The sequence below is a fragment of the Bifidobacterium sp. LH_558 genome (genome assembly GCF_056356295.1).
In genome coordinates this window covers 87,687-103,871 of the sequence record NZ_JBKETZ010000007.1, presented here as the reverse complement: position 1 = coordinate 103,871, position 16,185 = coordinate 87,687, and the positions used below count along the sequence as shown (strand labels likewise).

Here is a 16,185-nt window from a genome sequence, read left to right as displayed (position 1 = left end):
TGACGATGGTTGATATCGAAGCGCTGGTCGCTCCCGCCGCGGCGGAGCCCCTGACTCCCATCCCCACTCCGGTCGACAAGGTCGCCGAGTTCCCCCACTCCGACGAGGTGCCGGAAGGCTGCGTGGTGGTCGACGGCGTCGATACCGACGAGTTCTTCTACTCGGCGGATATCGAGGAGGTGCCGTACGTCACGCGCACGCTGGCCGATGGTTCGCAGTATGAGCTGAACATGATGGTGTACACGCCGTTCCACGACGATCCGAACATGCCGGGAGGCAAGCCGGAGTCCGGTTGGCCGGTGATCGTGTTCATGCGCGGCGCGGGATTCTTCAAACCGCGTAAGAACAGCTTCAACAGTCTGTACATCCGCTTGGCCGAGCGCGGCTATGTGGTTGTGGTGCCGGAATACCGCCCCGCTCCCGTGGCGCCGTTCCCCGCGCAGATGCAGGATGCGAAGACGGCGGTGCGTTTCGTGCGCGCCAATGCGCGGCGTTTCGATATCGACCCCGACCGCATCGCCCTGTTCGGTGATTCCGCCGGCGGCCACACCGCGCTGATGGCCGGATTCACCGGCGACAGCGAGCCGGACACCCCGGACTATGCGGAAACCAGCGCCGAGGTGCGGTGCATCGTGGACTGGTATGGCCCGACCGACTTCACCATGATGAACTACTATCCGAGTTCGCAGGACCACAATCCGGCGCAATGCCCGGAAGGCATGGAGATCGGTGGCGTCAATGTGCTGGAGCACCCCGAACTGAGCCGTCAGGCCTCGCCGATGACGTATCTCGCCGCCGACAGACCCACGCCTCCCACGCTGATCATGCACGGCAGCCGCGATCTGCTGGTGCCGTTCAACCAGAGCTGCCGTCTGTACGCCACCATGAAGGCGCTCGGCAAGGACGTGACGTTCTACAAGCTCAACGACGCCAGCCACGCCGCCTACGGATTCCGCAGCGGCAAGGCCATAGGCCTTGTGCTCGACTGGCTGGCCGAGCGTCTGTGATTCATACGGCATCGTAACCGGGCCGGACCTGTGACTACGTCACCGGGTCCGGCCCGGTTCGTCGTTGAAACGTTGGAAGGTCAGTCGGCGGTGGGCAGGTCGACCACCGAGCCGCGGTCCACGAGCAGCGGATCGATATAGATGTGGCGCGCCGCCGCCTGGGGGTTCTGGATGCGGTAGAGCAGCGTGTGGATCGCCGCTTCCGCCAGATCGCGATCGGAGGAGCGCAACACGGTCAGCGGACGTGAACTGGGGGTGGCGAAGCCGTCCACGGAGATCAGCGAGATGTCTTGCGGCACCTTCTTGCCGTGTCGTTCCAGCGCCTGCGCGAGGGCGATGGCCAGATAGTCGGAATGCACCAGCATGGCGGTGACGCCGGAAGAGAGCACCGTGGCGACGATATCGTCCACGCCGCGGGTGTCGTAGGGCATGATGCCGTCGATGATGAACGGGCAGTCGATGCGGTCCGTGCCGTTCACGACGCGCTTCCATCCGGTGAGAATCTGATTCGAGGTGGGGGTATCGGTGAAGGCGGCGCCCACGCGCGTGTGCCCATGCTCAAGGAAATGCGTGGCGGCCTTGCGCACGCCGTAATGATGATTGGTGCGCACGGAATCCACGAAGCTGGTCTGCAGCAGCGGTTGGCTGCGTTCCACCGCCACGGTCGGCAGCGCGGACTGCGCGATCCAGTCCCAGGTGCGCCGCCCGATTTCGGGATGCGCGTTGGGGGCGACGATCAGACCGCAGATGGTGGGGTCGCCTGCGAAGTCCTGCAGAATATTCTCTTCATGGATGTCTTCGTAGGCGGATTCGCGGGTGACCAGCCGCAGTCCCAGGCTGGCGGCGATCTGCTGCATATGGGTGATGACGCCGGGCCAGAAGAAGCTTGGTTCCGGCAGCATCACGCCGATGGCGGGCTGGTCCGAGGGGAGTTCGGTATGTCCGTCGGCGGCGCGCACGATGGGTTCCGGGGCGGTGTGTTCGGAGACCGCGCTGGAGGCGCTGGTGGGTGCGGATTTCGCGGCGGTGCGTTCGGCCGCGTCGGTGATGGACATGGCACCGCCGCGCACGCGTTTGAGCAGTCCCGCTTTGGAGAGCACGGCCAGGTCGCGGCGCACGGTGATCTCCGTGGTGTTGAGCAGTTGCGCGAGTTGCGGAACCGTGACCACGCTTTGCCTGGTGAGCAGGCTCAGGATCATATCCTGTCGTTCCGCGGGCAGATAGTCGCGTTTGGTCTCGTCGGTTGTGGCGTGGGTGGTGTCAGACATGGCTGCACTGCTTTCAAGTCTGGTGAGCGCTCGTTCGCGTCGGTTAAACATCGTTTGTGATCACTTTTGAGCATAGCATGACGCATGGGGTGAATAGGGTTGCGGGGTCGGATTGGCTGAGGAGTCTGGATTTGCTTGAATATGCTCTGTTCGAAATGTGAGTAATTATGAATAGAAGTGATTGAAACTGATTAATTGTGATATGATGAAGGCGTTCATTGCGGAATTGATGATCGCAACAGCGCGACATCGGTGAAAAAAAGAAGGAACGCCAATGTTGAAGTTCTCTCACGAGTTTTGGACCTCCACATCGGGTGACCTGTCGGTTAGGCGGGAGACGCTTACGGTTCCGCCCTTGGTCGACGATCCCGGGGACGCGGTCAAGATCGTGGTGGATACCGCTGATCGTAAGCAGCCGTGGATTGGTGCGGGCGCGGCCGTCACGGACGCGGCGGCGTCGTTGATCTGGAACAGTATGGACGCGCGGCAGCGCCATGAGTTCCTGGACGAGTGCTTCAACCCCGCCAAGGGCGGATTCTCGGTGATCCGTATTCCGCTGGGCTCTTGCGAGCCGGCGGCCCAGCCGTACTACACGTACGACGACGTGCCCTTCGGCGAGCACGACAACACGCTCTCCAAGTTCTCGCTGGGCGAGGGCGAACCCGGCGCGCCGGACGCCACCAAGGACTTCAAGTACATCATCCCGGTGGTGCTGGAGATTCTGAAGATCAATCCGGCCGTCAAGATCATCGCCTCGCCGTGGAGCGCGCCGGCGTGGATGAAGAACACCGGCCACCTGTGCCAGGGCGGCCGCCTGCGCTTCGGCGAGTGGACCGGCAACGGCTTCGACCCCATGCACGACTCCTTCGAGGGATGCTACGCGCGCTATTTCGTCAAATACGTCGAGGAGATGGCCAAGCTGGGCATCCCGATCTGGGCCGTGACCGTGCAGAACGAGCCGTCGAACGCGCCCAAATGGCCCGCCATGATGTGGACCCTCAAACAGCAGGCCGAGTTCGCCCACAACTTCCTGCGCCCGGCGATGAACGAGAAATTCCCCGAGATGCGCATCTTCATCAACGACGACTCCACCCACAACCTCATGTGGCCGGTGCGCGACATCGTCACGCCCGACGAGGCGTCCTCAATCGACGGACTGACCGTGCACACCTACGAGGGCCCGTACTCCAACTTCTTCAACGCGTCGCGCGCCTACCCGCACTGGACGCTGGGCATGACCGAACGCCGGTGCATGATCGACGAGACCCCCGAGGACGCCGCGCACATCATGTCGGGCATCATCGGCAACTGGCTCGTGCGCAACGGCGAGGGCTTCATCGCCCTGTGGAACCTCGCCCTCGACGAGCGCGGCCTGCCCAACCAGGTCGGCGCGACCGGACGGCGCGGCGTGGTGACCATCCACCACGAGACCGGCGGGGTGATCCGCAACCTCGAGTACTTCATGCTGCGCGCCTTCGGACAGGACGTCGAACCCGGCAGCGTGGTCGTGCGCTCCTCCAACCACACGCCCGACGGATGGTCCGGGAGCCTGGGATCGGTCGCGTTCCTCGCGCCCGACGGGGGCGTGGCCGCGCACGTCTACAACCCGACCGGCCAGAGCATCGAGGCGGCCGTGACCATCAACGGGATGGGCGGCGCGTGGCAGAAGGTCACCGTGCCCGCCTGGGGCACCGTCACCATGCACAAAAGCCCCAACCCAATCAACCAATCCACCGTTCCCGACGACGACCAATTCGAACTCAACCCCGAGCCCACCCATCTGCTCGGCGACGTGGCCCCCGGCAAAACCCGCGTTTGGGGCGCCGACGAGTGATTCATGGCGCGGCGCCCGCCATGTATCGGCACCGCGCCGCGCTTGTTCGTGTTTGTTAAGGAGTGACCCATGAACCCTGTTGACGCATACGCATACGAATACTGGACCCGCACGAGCGGCGACCTGGCCGATCGCCGCGCCCCCATACCCACGCCCGACGTCACCGCCGAACCCGGCGAGGCCGTCACCGTCGTGATCGACCCCACCCGCGAATACCAGATGTGGGAGGGCGTCGGCGCCGCCATCACGGATTCCTCCGCATACCTGTTCATGACCGCCATGAGCGCGGAGCAGCGCCATGCGATTCTGACCGAGATGTTCGATCCCGAACAGGGCGGCTTCTCGTCGGTGCGCATCTCGATCGGATCATGCGACTTCTCCAGCCAGCAGTACTACACCTACGACGATCTGCCCGAAGGCGTCGCGGCGGACGCCTCGCTCGCGTACTTCTCCATCGGCGAAGGGAAGCCCGGAGCCCCCGACGCCACGCGGGATATGAAATACGTCGTTCCGGTGCTTCAGGAGATCCTCGCGATCAATCCGGCCGTCAAGGTCATGGCCTCGCCGTGGAGCGCGCCGGCCTGGATGAAGACCTCCGGACGCATCGACGGCGCGGGCCGGCTGCGTCTGGGCGAGTATGTGGGCAACGGCTACCGCTATCAGGACACCATCGACTACGTGTACGCGCAGTATTTCGTCAAATTCATCGCCGCCTACGCCAAGCTCGGCATCCGCATCAGTTCGGTGACCATACAGAACGAACCGAGCAACGGCTGCCCGTGGCCCATCACCATATGGACCCCCGAGGAGCTGGCCGCATGGGGCAGCGAATATCTTCGCCCCGCGCTCGACCGCACGTTCCCCGACGTGGAGATCTACTTCGGCGACGACTCCCTTCGCTTCTGGCAGCGCCCCGCGTCCGAATACATGACCCCCGCCCAGGCCAACGCCTTCGCCGGTGCCGCCTTCCACACCTACTCCGGACTGCCCGAGTGGGTGCACAACGGCACCCGCCAGTTCCCGCACTGGAAGGCCGCCATGACCGAACGCCGCTGCATGCTCGACGAAACCGTGGCCGAAGCCAGCCATGTGATGTTCGGTGAGATCGGCACCTGGCTGGTGCGCAACGGCGTGGGCCTGATCAACCTGTGGAATATGGCGCTCGACGAGCAGGGATGGCCCAGCTGGGCCGGCACCTCCGGCCGCCGCGGCGTCATCACCATCGACTCGTCCACCGGCAAGGTCAAGCGCAACCTCGAATACTTCATGCTGCGCAACTACGGACAGGACGTTCAGGTCGGATCGCGCCGCGTCGCCTCCACCAACCGCACGCCCGACGGGCGCAACGGCGGGTTGGGCTCCGTCGCCTTCGTCTCGAAGCGCGGCGATCTATCGGCCATCCTCTACAACCCCACCGATACGCCGATCGAGGCCGCCGTCACCATCAACGGCGAAGGATCCCGTTGGCAGAAGGTCGCGGTTCCGGCCTACGGCACGGTGAGCCTGCGCAAATCCGACCGCCGGGTGAGCGTCAGCCAGGCACCCGCCGACGACGAGTTCGAGATCACCTACACGCCGCACCCTGCCGATGACCACGACGAGACATTGTTTTAGTGTGCGAACGGCTTGCGCGCGAAAGCGGCGGCCAACGCATCATCGACATGGATCAGGCGGGAGCCTCCAAACCGTCGGCGTTCGGATCGTTCCTTGCGGGCACTCGCGACTGCCGGTTGTGAATGGTGCCTCCAATCGGCGGCGCGGTTCCCATCCCCGTCCGCTGGATGAGTTGGAAAGGACGGTTTTGTGATGGAAGCGGTCCACCTCACCGTCAATGACCGTTGCGAGCCGGTTGATTTGGAACCGGGCTCGACGGCGACGCTGCGCTGGCGTCTGTCTGCGGACGGCGACGTTGCGGGAAGGCGGATTTCGGCCTGCCATGTGGTGGTGTCCCGGTATGCGCGAGCGGCCGAGGCCGGCGAGGGCGACGTGTGGGATTCCGGGATGCTGTCCACGGACGGATTGGATGGCATCGGGCTCGATGTGGATATGTCGCCCGCGCGCCGGTACTGGGCCACGGCGCGTCTGCGCGACGAACGCGGCGTTTGGTCCGCCTGGAGCCAAGCCGTGACCTTCGGCACCGGCGCGGGTGCGCATTGGAACGCGGCTCGACCCATCTGGCTTGATGGGCGAGACGATGTGGGTAGAGCGAGCGAAGACAACGCGACCGGTTGGGCGTTTCTGCGTGGGCGGTTCATACTGCCGGATAAACCGATCGCATGGGCCACGTTGAACGCGACCGGCGCCTCCACCGCTCCCGCCCGCCAATTCGTCTACCGCATGTGGATGAATGGCGCGTTCGTGGGATGCGGTCCGGTGTTTCCGGACGGCGACGATACCCGATATGACGGCTACGACGTCACCGGACTGTTATCGGCGGGGGAGAACGTCATCGGCGTTGTGGCCTATGCGATGTCCGACCGGCGTTTTTCGGCCCAGCTGGACGTGTGCTTCGAGGATTCCACGATGCTGCATGTCGGCACCGGGCCGGACTGGCGAGGCTATGACGGTTCGCTGGTGTATCCGACCAGTCCGACCATCGGCACATGGGCCTTCGACGCGCCCAGTGAGGATCTGCAGGCCGACCACTATCCCTTCGGCTTCGCCGACAGAGGATTCGACGATACCGACTGGTCGCCGGTGGCCGTCAAACGACAGTTCGCACGCTATGTGGCCACTCCTGCCGATCCGATGGGCGTGCGGTACGTCCGGGCCGAAAGTCTGCGGGCGACCGAGTCGGGCAGTGTGGTCGCCGACTTCGGGCGCGGCTGGATGGGCGGCATCCGTCTGCTGTTGGATGTCGCGGAACCGTTGGGACTCACGGTGCGGTTCGGCGAAGAGTTGGAGTCCGACGGCACGGTTCGCTACCATCTGCGCTGCTTCAACACCTATGAGGATCGGTGGAGACTGACGCCGCGGGCCAACGGAACTCCACTGGAGACATGGGGCATCCGCGTGTTTCGGTATGTCGAGCTGGTTCCGGATCGCCCCATGCCCGATCTGCTGGAGCGGTTGGAGGAATCCTCCGATGCGCTGCGCGCCGCCGCCCTGGTGCAGCCGAGGTCTGGAAGCGAGGGACGTTTCTCATCATCGGATGACACCCTCAACCGGGTGTGGGAGCTGTGCCGCCACACCATCGAGGCGTTCAACGGCAATATCTACGTCGATTCATGGACCCGCGAACGCGCACCCTACGAAGCCGACGCGTGGATCCAACAGCGTGCGCATCTGGCGCTTGACGACGCGCCAGCGCTTGGCCGTCTCACCGTGGACCATCTGATCGCGAACCGCACCTGGCCCACCGAATGGCCGTTCTACCTGATCATCGCCGTGCACGACGCCTGGATGCATACAGGCTCGCTCGATCAGGCCCGCATGCGATACGAGGCTTTGGCCGCGCTGCTGCCCGAACGCTACCGTGACGAGGCCAGCGGACTGATCGTCAAAGACCCCGGCGAATCCAGCGTGATGGACGGCGACCTGGTCGACTGGCCCCAAAGCGAGCGCGACGGATACGTGTTCGGTCGGGTCAACACGGTGATCAACGCGATCGCCAGCCGGGCATACGCCGACATGGCCGATATGGCCGCCGCCCTCGGCCGCCCCCTCGACGCCGAACGTTGGCGGCAAGCGGCCGAAGGCATCCGCTCCGCCCTGCATCGATACTGCTACGACCGGACGCTCGGCGCGTACGTCGATGGTTTGGAGGACGCGCCCGACGGCTGTTCGTGCGGGTCGTGCGATGCGTGCGATGCGTGCGGGTCGTGCGATGCGTGCGATTCGTGCGACGGCGTCAAGCCGCTGCTCCACCATTCGCTGCACGCCAGTGCTTATGCGCTGGCCTTCGCCGAGCCTCCGTCAGACAGGATCGCGCCGCTCGGCGCATATCTGCGTTCGCGAGGCATGGCGTGCAGCGTATACACCGCCGCGGTGTATCTCGACGGTTTGTTCCGGGCAGGGTTGGGTGCCGACGCGGTGGCGCTGCTGACGGGCAGCGAGGGCGTGCGCACATGGGCGCATATGCTCGACATGGATGCCGGCGCCACCATGGAGGCGTGGGATGCCGTACTGAAACCCAATACCACATATTCGCATCCGTGGGCCGCATCTCCGGCGGCGCTGCTGCCGCAGGGCCTGTTGGGCATCCGCCCCATCGAGCCGGGCTATCGGCGTTTCGCGGTGGCGGTCCAGCCGGGGGCCTTGGCTGAGGCCGAAGCGGAACTGCCGACCCACGCGGGCATAATCGGCGCGTCCTACCGTGTGTTCGGACGCTCGCCGTCCGGCCTGGATCCGCGCGTCGAAGGCATCCTCATCAAGGTGACGGTGCCGACGCGCACCGAAGCCACCGTGGTGCTGCCGCCCACCCAAGCCGTCGCGCCGGGGGATCCGGTATGCGTGCGCATCGACGACCTGGAGACGACGGTCGCCACCGAGCGTGAGGAGTTTCGCATCGCCGACGTCAGATGCGTGCCGGGATCGGCGGTGATCGGACCAATCGGCTCCGGATCACACACATTCGTCGTGAACGGGCAGAACGCCATATTCGCTGAACCCTGTATGGAAGGATAATAACTGTTATGGAATCATTCACCCAGCCTGTCACCATCGCACTCGTCGCCGACGACGTGGCCGCCGCCGCCCGCAATCGCAACGGTCTGACCTATAAGGGGTTCGGCGTGCTGTCGGGCAACGCCACATCCAGCCTGCTGATGGATTACAAAGCCGAACATCCGCAAGCCTACTGGCGGCTGCTCGAAACGCTGTTCGGCGGCGAGCGGCCGATGATGAACACCGTCAAAATCGAAATGGGCAACGACCGCAACAACTCCACCGGACCGAACCCTTGCACCATGCGCGATGCGGGCGAATATCCGGCCGTGGGCCGCGAACCGGGATTCCAACTCGCCGCCGACGCCCGGCGATACCAGCCCGGCGTACGGCTGAGCCTGCTGCGGTGGATGACGCCCACCTGGGTGCGCTCCAACGACGACATCTACCGCTGGTACAAGAACACCATCCTCGCCGCCTACCGCGAATACGGCGTGATGGCCGACTCCGTGAACCCCGACGTCAACGAACGCGCCGCCGACCTGGAATGGGTTGCGGAATTCGCCCGGCGCGTACGCAGCGATACGGAAGGATTCATCGGCGGCACCCCCGACGATCCGAACGCGGGATTCGCCTCCGATGAGGAGCGCGAACTGTTCCGACGCATTAAAGTCATCACCTCCGACGAGGAATCCACCGGCACCTTCGCCGGCGATGTGATCGCGGATCCACGCTATCTCGAAGCGATGGACGTGGCCAGCTACCACTACTCCGTCGAGGACGACCCGGACGGCAACTTCACACGCCTGGCCGAGGAATTCGACAAGGAAGTCTGGAATTCCGAGGCGCAGGCCGTGTTCTCGAACTCCGCCGACCGCCCGAACAATACCAACGGCGACGGCGTGAACGAGCCGCGCGCCTGCACAGGGCTGGGAGGCCCTGGTAGTCCGTTAGAGATGGCGAACACCCTGATCAAAGGATTCGTGGAATCCCGCCGCACGCACGCCATCTACCAGCCGGCCATCGGCGCGTGCTACGAGCATATGGAATACGCCGCCAAAGAGCTGATCTCGGCACGCGACCCGTGGAGCGGATGGATCTACTACGACGCCGGATGCGCGGTGCTGGAGCATTTCGCCCGATTCGCCAAACTCGGATGGGAAAACGCCGATCCGGGGGAACCGGCCGACTCGCATGGCATCTGGCGCGCGATTGCACAGGCCAGCGGCTGCGAGGTCGGCGGCAACAATCCCGTCAACGGGGCCCGCCACGGCGAACCCTCCTATCTGACATTGGCTGCGCCAGACGGCGGCGACTTCAGCACCATCATCGTCAACGACAGCGGCCAGGCCGCGCGCTACCACCTGAGCGTGGACGCCGCGCTCGTTGCCAGCGGCAAACCGCTGACCGTCTGGCGCACCGCCGCCTCCCGCTCGGGCGAACGGTACGACGCCGGCTGGCTCAAGCCCGTCGCCATCATCGAACCGACGCAAGGCGAAGCGGACATCGTGGTGGAACCGTGGTCGATGGTCACCGTCACCACACTCACCAGCGCCGACCGCGCGGCGGACGGCTCACTGGTTGCGTGCCCGCAGTATGCGGCGAATCTGCCGACGGTGGCCGAACATGGCCGCGCCGTGCTGGATCAGGATCCGGAACATGGCGTGCTGTATGCGGACGATTTCTCCTATGACTCCGCGCGGCTGGTCGAAACGATGAAGCATGGCGCGTTGGTCCGCGAGGACTATCTCGCATCGCGCGGTGGCGACGCGGGCGCGACCCCTCGCTACACCACCGATTCGAACGGCGCGTTCGAAATCGTGCCGGACGAGACGCGCGGCCATGCGCTGCGTCAGCAGATCGACTGGACCCGTGCGGGCAACGCATGGATCGAAGGCGACCCGCGCACCGCCATCGGCGACATGCGCTGGGCCAACTACCGGGTGTCCGTGGACGTGCGGTTCGAGGAGTATCCCGGCCGCGCGCCCTACGTGCTGCTCGGCGCGCGTGAGATGGGCGGCGACAAATTCACCACCGATATCTGCGGCTACGACTTCAAACTGCGCGCGGACGGCGTGTGGCTGCTGCGCCGCTACGGCGACGAGAAACGACGCGGCCATCTCGAAGATCTGCGCAAAGCCGCGGCCGCGGCTGGAACGCCCGCGTTCCGACCCGGCGCGGGCGAATGGTTCACGTTGGCGCTTGAAGTGGCCGGCCCCACCGTCATCGTACGGCTCAACGGCGCGCAGGTGACGGAATGGACCGACGATCGCCCGCAATCCGCGGGGCGTGTGAATCTCGGCACCAGCTTCGACCACGTGCGGTTCTCCAACCTGCGCGTGGAGCGGCTCGACGGATGGTCGCCGTACTATACGCGGCTGATCGACGACATGCATCTGGTGAGTTGGGACGACGGCGCTACGCCGGTGCTGGAATACGACGGCGATTGGACGCATGAGAACGGGCAGGGCATGTTCACCTACATGCGTACCATCTCCCGCACTTCGACTGTGGGCGACTCGCTGTCCCACACGTTCGACGGCACTGGGCTGGATGTGTTCGGACCGGCCGACGGCGGCGCGGCGATTGATGTGATCGTTGACGGAACGCTGGTCGCCCCGCAGGTCCGCACCATGGCCACATCGGGCGCGCTGCGTACCCAACTGCGCGTCGAGGGCCTGGAACGCGGCCGTCATACCGTGACGCTGCGCCTCGCGAATCAAGCCCTCTGGCAGGTCGACGCCATCGGCGTGCTCCTCTGAACGCACCGTTTCAAGAGGTTGCCTTGGGTTGTTCCAATGGGGAAGGTACAGCCCAAGCGCACCTTTTCCGTCGATTTAACCTACGACAGGCCGGGAATCAGGCCTCCGGGCGGGTCTAGGGTGAGGTATTGCTCGGCCAGGTCGATGTCGGGGACGATCGCTCCCACGAACGGCACAAGAGCGGTTTTCTCCACCACGTCCTCGCCGCTGGAGTTCGTGCCGGTCACCACCGGCTCGGGCAGGCGGATCTTGAGCAGCGACTGGGCCGGCCCATCGATCACATCCACAACCTTGCCGACCACCTGGCCTGCGGGCAAGCCCAGACCGTTGTCGGCCGCCAAACGAGCCTCAAGTCCGATCAGGTCTTTGGAATACCATTCGTCGGCTTCGAGCATCTCGTCCGGATCGTCGGCCTCGCCGTAGAGTTCCACGCCGTTGATCGCCTCGGAGGCGTCACGGTCGTCCACGTCGAAGAATTTGATGATCCAACGGTCCTTGAACGTGCGGGACCATTCGACCACATATTCCTCCTCGCCGTCCTTCGTGTACAGCACGGAGTCGGGGGAGAAGCGGTATTCGGGATCGTCTGTGAACAGCCGTACGGTGACTTCGCCCTTGAGTCCCTGCGCGCGGCCGATACGACAGACCCTCAACAGCTCGCGCTGCTGAGGGTCGTCGGACATGTTCTGTTGCACCATGCCTAGAAACCTATTCCGTTCGTTTCGATCAACGACGCACGTCCATGATGTCGACGCGCACCTTGTGGTCGGCAAGAGCCTGAATCACGGTGCGAATCGCATTGGCGGTGCGTCCGTTGCGGCCGATCACACGGCCGATATCCTCCGGGTTCACGCGCACGCGAAGCAGTTCGCCGCGCGCGTTCTCATGGGACTTGACGGAGACATCGTCGGGAAAATCAACGATGTTCTTGATGAGGTGTTCCACAGCTTGGGCAAGCATGATCAATGCCTTTCACTCACTCGGCGTCAGCCGGAGCTTCTTCAGCGGCTTCCTCAGCCTCAGCCGGAGCTTCGGCCTCAGCGGCGGCGGCAGCCTCGGCATCAGCCTTGGCCTTCGCGGCGGCTTCGGACTTGGCGGCCTTCAGCTTCTGAGCCTGGGACTCGACGGCCTCCACGCGGGCGGCCGCATCCGGGCCGGCCTCAACGGTCTTCAGCGTGCCTTCGGCACCCTCAAGGCCCTTGAACTTCTGCCAGTCGCCGGTGATCTTGAGCAGGGCGAGCACGGGCTCGGACGGCTGAGCGCCGACGCCAAGCCAGTACTGAGCGCGCTCGGAGTCGATCTTGATGGTCGAGGGCTGGGTGTTCGGGTTGTAGGTACCGATCTCCTCGATGACCTTGCCGTCACGCTTGACGTGAGAATCGGCCACGACCACGCGGTAGAACGCGTAGAACTTCTTGCCCTGTCGCTTCAGACGAATCTTGGTTGCCAAAATGGCTCTCCTTATAGTGTTGGTTTGTGCGTTATGGCTGCTGTGTGGGGCACGGCAAACCGATAACCCACGCGTTCCTCGCAAGCCGGGGTGTAGAGGGCGCCACGGATTGCGAATAACTGGGACATTATAACTCCACGCCCCGGACGCGCAAAACGCGGGGGACCGGCGCTACCACACGTAGGCCGGCTCCTCATTGGTGACGATCGCACGCATCATGGTCGCCGCGTCGACGATCTTCAATCCTCCATATGTCGCATCCTGTACGGAACGCATGGAATCGATGAACCGGTAGTGGGTGATGGCGCCGTTCGCATCCGTGTCGTAACCGGTGACGACGATCATATGGTTGCCGTGCCCGAATCCGTCGTACATGGCTGCCACATCGATGGCCACGAACACCGGATCGTTGGAGGCCATATCGGTTTTGACGCGTTGCTCGAACAGCTGCGCGGTCTGCACGCTGGTGTCTCCGAAGGCGATGGTCTGCACATGATAGCCAGCTCCGCTCGGATTCGCGTCCGCGACACCGAACAGGTATGCGTTGGCGACCCGAGCCAGGTCCACGTATTCGGTGCCCGTCACGGGTTTGGTGTTGAGCTCCGCGGCGAGGGTTGATTGGGAGACGTCGATGCCCTTGTATCGCAGCACGCTTTGCAATGCCGCCGGTCCGCACCAATCGTTGGAGTCCTGCAGCATGGTCGGCACGCTCAACCGGACTGATTGCGTCTGATCGCCGCCGTTGGGCTGTGCGTCGGATGAGCCGTCATTCGTGCCATTGTTACCGTCGGTATCGTTGCCGTCAGTGTCGCCGCCTGCGGTGTCTCCATCCGCGGAGCCGTTCCCATCGGCGTCATGCGATGAGGACGAATCGTCGGCGCCGTCGTCGGGTTTCGCCGAATGCGAGGAATCCTGCCGAGGGTCCACGGCCTGTTCCATATCCCGCACATACCGGATCTCGCTGTTGCGGTCGGTATACACCTCACCTTTGGCGATGCTCGCGTCCGGCTGCTTGTAGCGCACCCACGCCAGCGAATCGGGCGACAGATAGATGCCGCCGTTATCCTGCGACAGCACCGTCATCGTCTCCAAGTCCAGCAGCACGGTCTGCAGACGGTTCCGTCCTTCGACCAGCGGCGTGCCGGTCCATGCGAGGAAGCGTTCGTTGGCCTGCAGATCATCCTCCATAACATCGAGGGACAGCAGCGGAGTGATCGTGCGGTCGGCGACCGCGACGCGCCAGATCTGAACCCCACCGTTCGCAATCAGCGGTACGAACAGGGAATCCCCACCCATGGCCGGCTGCCCCAGCCGGTCACCATCCGCCGTGGAGGCCAGCACGGTTTTCGTATGATTCCGCACATTCAGCTCCACCAGCCGACTCTCGCCCGTCGCAGTATCCGACAGGACGTAGTACCACAGTTCGCCGAGCTTGACGGCCTTCGAACAGTTGCCGCGTTCGACGGGAGTCACACCGCCTTGGAAATCGTGGTATTCGAGGATGTAATGCTCCGCTTCCGGATCGAAACGGTTGAGCATCACGCCATCGGCGTCGAAGAAGGCGGCGGTGGTATGCAGATTGGGCATCAGCGTGCTGGACAGCAGCTCGCGTGAGGTTCCTTCATCGAGGTCGTACAGGGTATACGTGCTGGTCTGATTGTGCTGATCGCTCAGTTCGACCAGCGCATGCCCCTCGCTGGCGGCCGCGATTCGATACGTCTCATACGTGGAGGCATCGGTTTTCTCCGCAAGCATAGAGAACGACTGTTGCGCGAGATCGTAGGCACCCAGCGACAACCTGTTCGTCTGCGTTGCGGTATCGGCTTGCGCATCGTCTGACGGCTTCGCCTCGCCGTATAAGACGCCTCTCTCATCGAGCCGCAGCGGCGTGAAATACGTGCCGTCCGGATACTCGAACACGGCGGCGGACGGGAACATGCTGTCCATCGTGCTTTGGGATAGATCGTCAAGCGCGGGAACAGTACCGTCGCTGATGGAATAATACCGTTGCGGATCGTCGTCCAATGCGATGGTTGTGTAATCGAAGTCCGTGGACATCGTGCCATCCGCGAACGTTGTGGAGTTGCGGGTTTGCATGCGGTGCAGCAGCCCGGCGCCGGTGACGGCCAACGCGGCGACCAGCACCAGCGCCACGCATATGAGGGGCCAGTGGCGTTGCAGCATGTTCTGTGACGGCGTCCGCGGCGCGGATGGCGTATTGGACTCAGCCTTGGGTCGCTGCGCGGTGGGGATGTAGTCGTCCATCATGACCTCCTTGCATGCGACCGTGCGACCTTGCGACTCTGCGGCCGGTGATGGTTACGCATCGCCTATGATGCGAATGCCGCCGATACGCCAACGGTAGCCCGCGGTGGCGCTGCGGTGCAAGTCTTGTCACGCGCGCACGTGACAGAACTGGCGTCGCGGCCGTGGAATCCCTACCATGGCTTCTACAATGGGCGATATGAGATCCAACGCGCGCGATACGCCGATTTCGGTGGGCATACTGGACAACGACGTGCTCGCCCTCGAAGCTTTGCGCGTGGTGGTGTCGCGGTTGCATCCGCCCGGCATATCGACCTGCACGGTGGTCTGGCAGACCACATCGGTCGCTTTGGCGCTGCACCGGTGCGCATCAGGCGAAGGTGCGCCGGACGTACTGTTGTTGGATATGGCGTTGGGAGGTATCTCCGGCGGCGAGGTCGCCGCCAGAATTCGCAAACGCAATGCGCGCACCGCCATCATCGGCATCACCGCCTACAATCCGGCCGATTATCTGGCCGACGCCGCAGATAGCGGCATGCAGGCGCTGCTCGCCAAGGATGCGCTGATGCGGGAATTGGCGCCGGCGATGGCCGCCATCGTTCAAGGCGGTGTATGGCCGGTGCGATCGGCCAACGGTGGAGCCGCCGTCGCCGCCATATTCGCCACCGTGGAGGAATCCCACCGCAGACTGGCCGAGACACCTGGTGCGGGAGGAGACATGGATTCGCTTTCCTCGCGCGAACGCGAGATTCTGCGTCGGTTCGCCGAAGGTGAGGACGCCGACGGCATCGCCGCCTCGCTGGGCATCAGCCGCAACAGTGTGTTCACCTACACGCGACGGGCATGCGCCAAATTGGGTGTGGGCACGCGGGCGGAGGCGGTGCGGCGGATACGTTCGCCGTGGTTGGCGCGGTGATGACGCCGGGCGTGCCGGGTGTGGTGGCCGCGACCGATCGCGAAAAGGACGCTCGACCCACTGAGAGCGATGCTCGCG

At 64.2% G+C, this 16,185-nt stretch carries 11 protein-coding genes; 6 read left to right on the top strand and 5 right to left on the bottom strand.

The features are described 5' to 3' along the window. The first annotated feature begins 5 nt into the window (after positions 1 to 5). Positions 6 to 1,007: an alpha/beta hydrolase fold domain-containing protein gene (locus AC1AV0_RS09715; protein ID WP_476573489.1), complete on the top strand. Its 1,002-nt coding sequence runs from the start codon at positions 6 to 8 to the stop codon at positions 1,005 to 1,007. Between the two features lie 80 nt (positions 1,008 to 1,087). Here AC1AV0_RS09715 and AC1AV0_RS09710 read toward each other — a convergent pair whose 3' ends face one another. Further along, positions 1,088 to 2,275 (bottom strand): LacI family DNA-binding transcriptional regulator, encoded by a 1,188-nt coding sequence (locus AC1AV0_RS09710; RefSeq protein ID WP_476573487.1) that lies wholly within the window; start codon positions 2,273 to 2,275, stop codon positions 1,088 to 1,090. Between the two features lie 274 nt (positions 2,276 to 2,549). Here AC1AV0_RS09710 and AC1AV0_RS09705 point away from each other — a divergent pair, with 274 nt between their 5' ends. The 4 genes from AC1AV0_RS09705 to AC1AV0_RS09690 all read left to right on the top strand — a co-directional run bounded on the left by AC1AV0_RS09705 (position 2,550) and on the right by AC1AV0_RS09690 (position 11,476). Continuing rightward, entirely contained in the window at positions 2,550 to 4,109 is a 1,560-nt protein-coding gene (locus AC1AV0_RS09705) for a glycoside hydrolase family 30 protein (protein WP_476573485.1), read from the top strand. Between the two features lie 69 nt (positions 4,110 to 4,178). Then, entirely contained in the window at positions 4,179 to 5,723 is a 1,545-nt protein-coding gene (locus tag AC1AV0_RS09700; RefSeq protein ID WP_476573483.1) for a glycoside hydrolase family 30 protein, read from the top strand. 192 nt (positions 5,724 to 5,915) lie between these two features. Further along, a complete protein-coding gene (locus AC1AV0_RS09695; RefSeq protein WP_476573540.1) occupies positions 5,916 to 8,735 on the top strand; it encodes an alpha-L-rhamnosidase-related protein in 2,820 nt (939 codons plus the stop codon). 8 nt (positions 8,736 to 8,743) lie between these two features. After that, positions 8,744 to 11,476, top strand: a complete 2,733-nt coding sequence (locus AC1AV0_RS09690) for a 3-keto-alpha-glucoside-1,2-lyase-like domain-containing protein (RefSeq protein ID WP_476573481.1) — start codon at positions 8,744 to 8,746, stop codon at positions 11,474 to 11,476. An 80-nt stretch (positions 11,477 to 11,556) separates the two neighbouring features. On the opposite strand, the gene rimM is transcribed toward AC1AV0_RS09690, so the two are convergent. From rimM to AC1AV0_RS09670, 4 genes are all read right to left on the bottom strand, one after another. Then, on the bottom strand, positions 11,557 to 12,174 hold the full coding sequence (gene rimM / locus AC1AV0_RS09685; RefSeq protein ID WP_476573478.1) for a ribosome maturation factor RimM: 618 nt from the start codon (positions 12,172 to 12,174) through the stop codon (positions 11,557 to 11,559). Positions 12,175 to 12,202: 28 nt separating this feature from the next. Then, entirely contained in the window at positions 12,203 to 12,436 is a 234-nt protein-coding gene (locus AC1AV0_RS09680; protein WP_476573476.1) for an RNA-binding protein, read from the bottom strand. 16 nt (positions 12,437 to 12,452) lie between these two features. After that, a complete protein-coding gene (gene rpsP, locus AC1AV0_RS09675) occupies positions 12,453 to 12,926 on the bottom strand; it encodes a 30S ribosomal protein S16 (protein ID WP_476573474.1) in 474 nt (157 codons plus the stop codon). Positions 12,927 to 13,097: 171 nt separating this feature from the next. Next, a complete protein-coding gene (locus tag AC1AV0_RS09670; RefSeq protein ID WP_094637221.1) occupies positions 13,098 to 15,194 on the bottom strand; it encodes a C39 family peptidase in 2,097 nt (698 codons plus the stop codon). Positions 15,195 to 15,369: 175 nt separating this feature from the next. Here AC1AV0_RS09670 and AC1AV0_RS09665 point away from each other — a divergent pair, with 175 nt between their 5' ends. Then, a complete protein-coding gene (locus AC1AV0_RS09665; protein ID WP_094637222.1) occupies positions 15,370 to 16,107 on the top strand; it encodes a response regulator transcription factor in 738 nt (245 codons plus the stop codon). The last annotated feature ends 78 nt before the right edge of the window (positions 16,108 to 16,185 follow it).

Excerpts from the sequence above, each read along its gene's own strand:
- AC1AV0_RS09715 (WP_476573489.1), top strand. The coding sequence starts at position 6 with ATGGTTGATATCGAAGCGCTGGTCGCTCCCGCCGCGGCGGAGCCCCTG.
- AC1AV0_RS09710 (WP_476573487.1), bottom strand. The coding sequence starts at position 2,275 with ATGTCTGACACCACCCACGCCACAACCGACGAGACCAAACGCGACTAT.
- AC1AV0_RS09705 (WP_476573485.1), top strand. The coding sequence starts at position 2,550 with ATGTTGAAGTTCTCTCACGAGTTTTGGACCTCCACATCGGGTGACCTG.
- AC1AV0_RS09700 (WP_476573483.1), top strand. The coding sequence starts at position 4,179 with ATGAACCCTGTTGACGCATACGCATACGAATACTGGACCCGCACGAGC.
- AC1AV0_RS09695 (WP_476573540.1), top strand. The coding sequence starts at position 5,916 with ATGGAAGCGGTCCACCTCACCGTCAATGACCGTTGCGAGCCGGTTGAT.
- AC1AV0_RS09690 (WP_476573481.1), top strand. The coding sequence starts at position 8,744 with ATGGAATCATTCACCCAGCCTGTCACCATCGCACTCGTCGCCGACGAC.
- rimM (WP_476573478.1), bottom strand. The coding sequence starts at position 12,174 with ATGGTGCAACAGAACATGTCCGACGACCCTCAGCAGCGCGAGCTGTTG.
- AC1AV0_RS09680 (WP_476573476.1), bottom strand. The coding sequence starts at position 12,436 with ATGCTTGCCCAAGCTGTGGAACACCTCATCAAGAACATCGTTGATTTT.
- AC1AV0_RS09670 (WP_094637221.1), bottom strand. The coding sequence starts at position 15,194 with ATGATGGACGACTACATCCCCACCGCGCAGCGACCCAAGGCTGAGTCC.
- AC1AV0_RS09665 (WP_094637222.1), top strand. The coding sequence starts at position 15,370 with ATGGCTTCTACAATGGGCGATATGAGATCCAACGCGCGCGATACGCCG.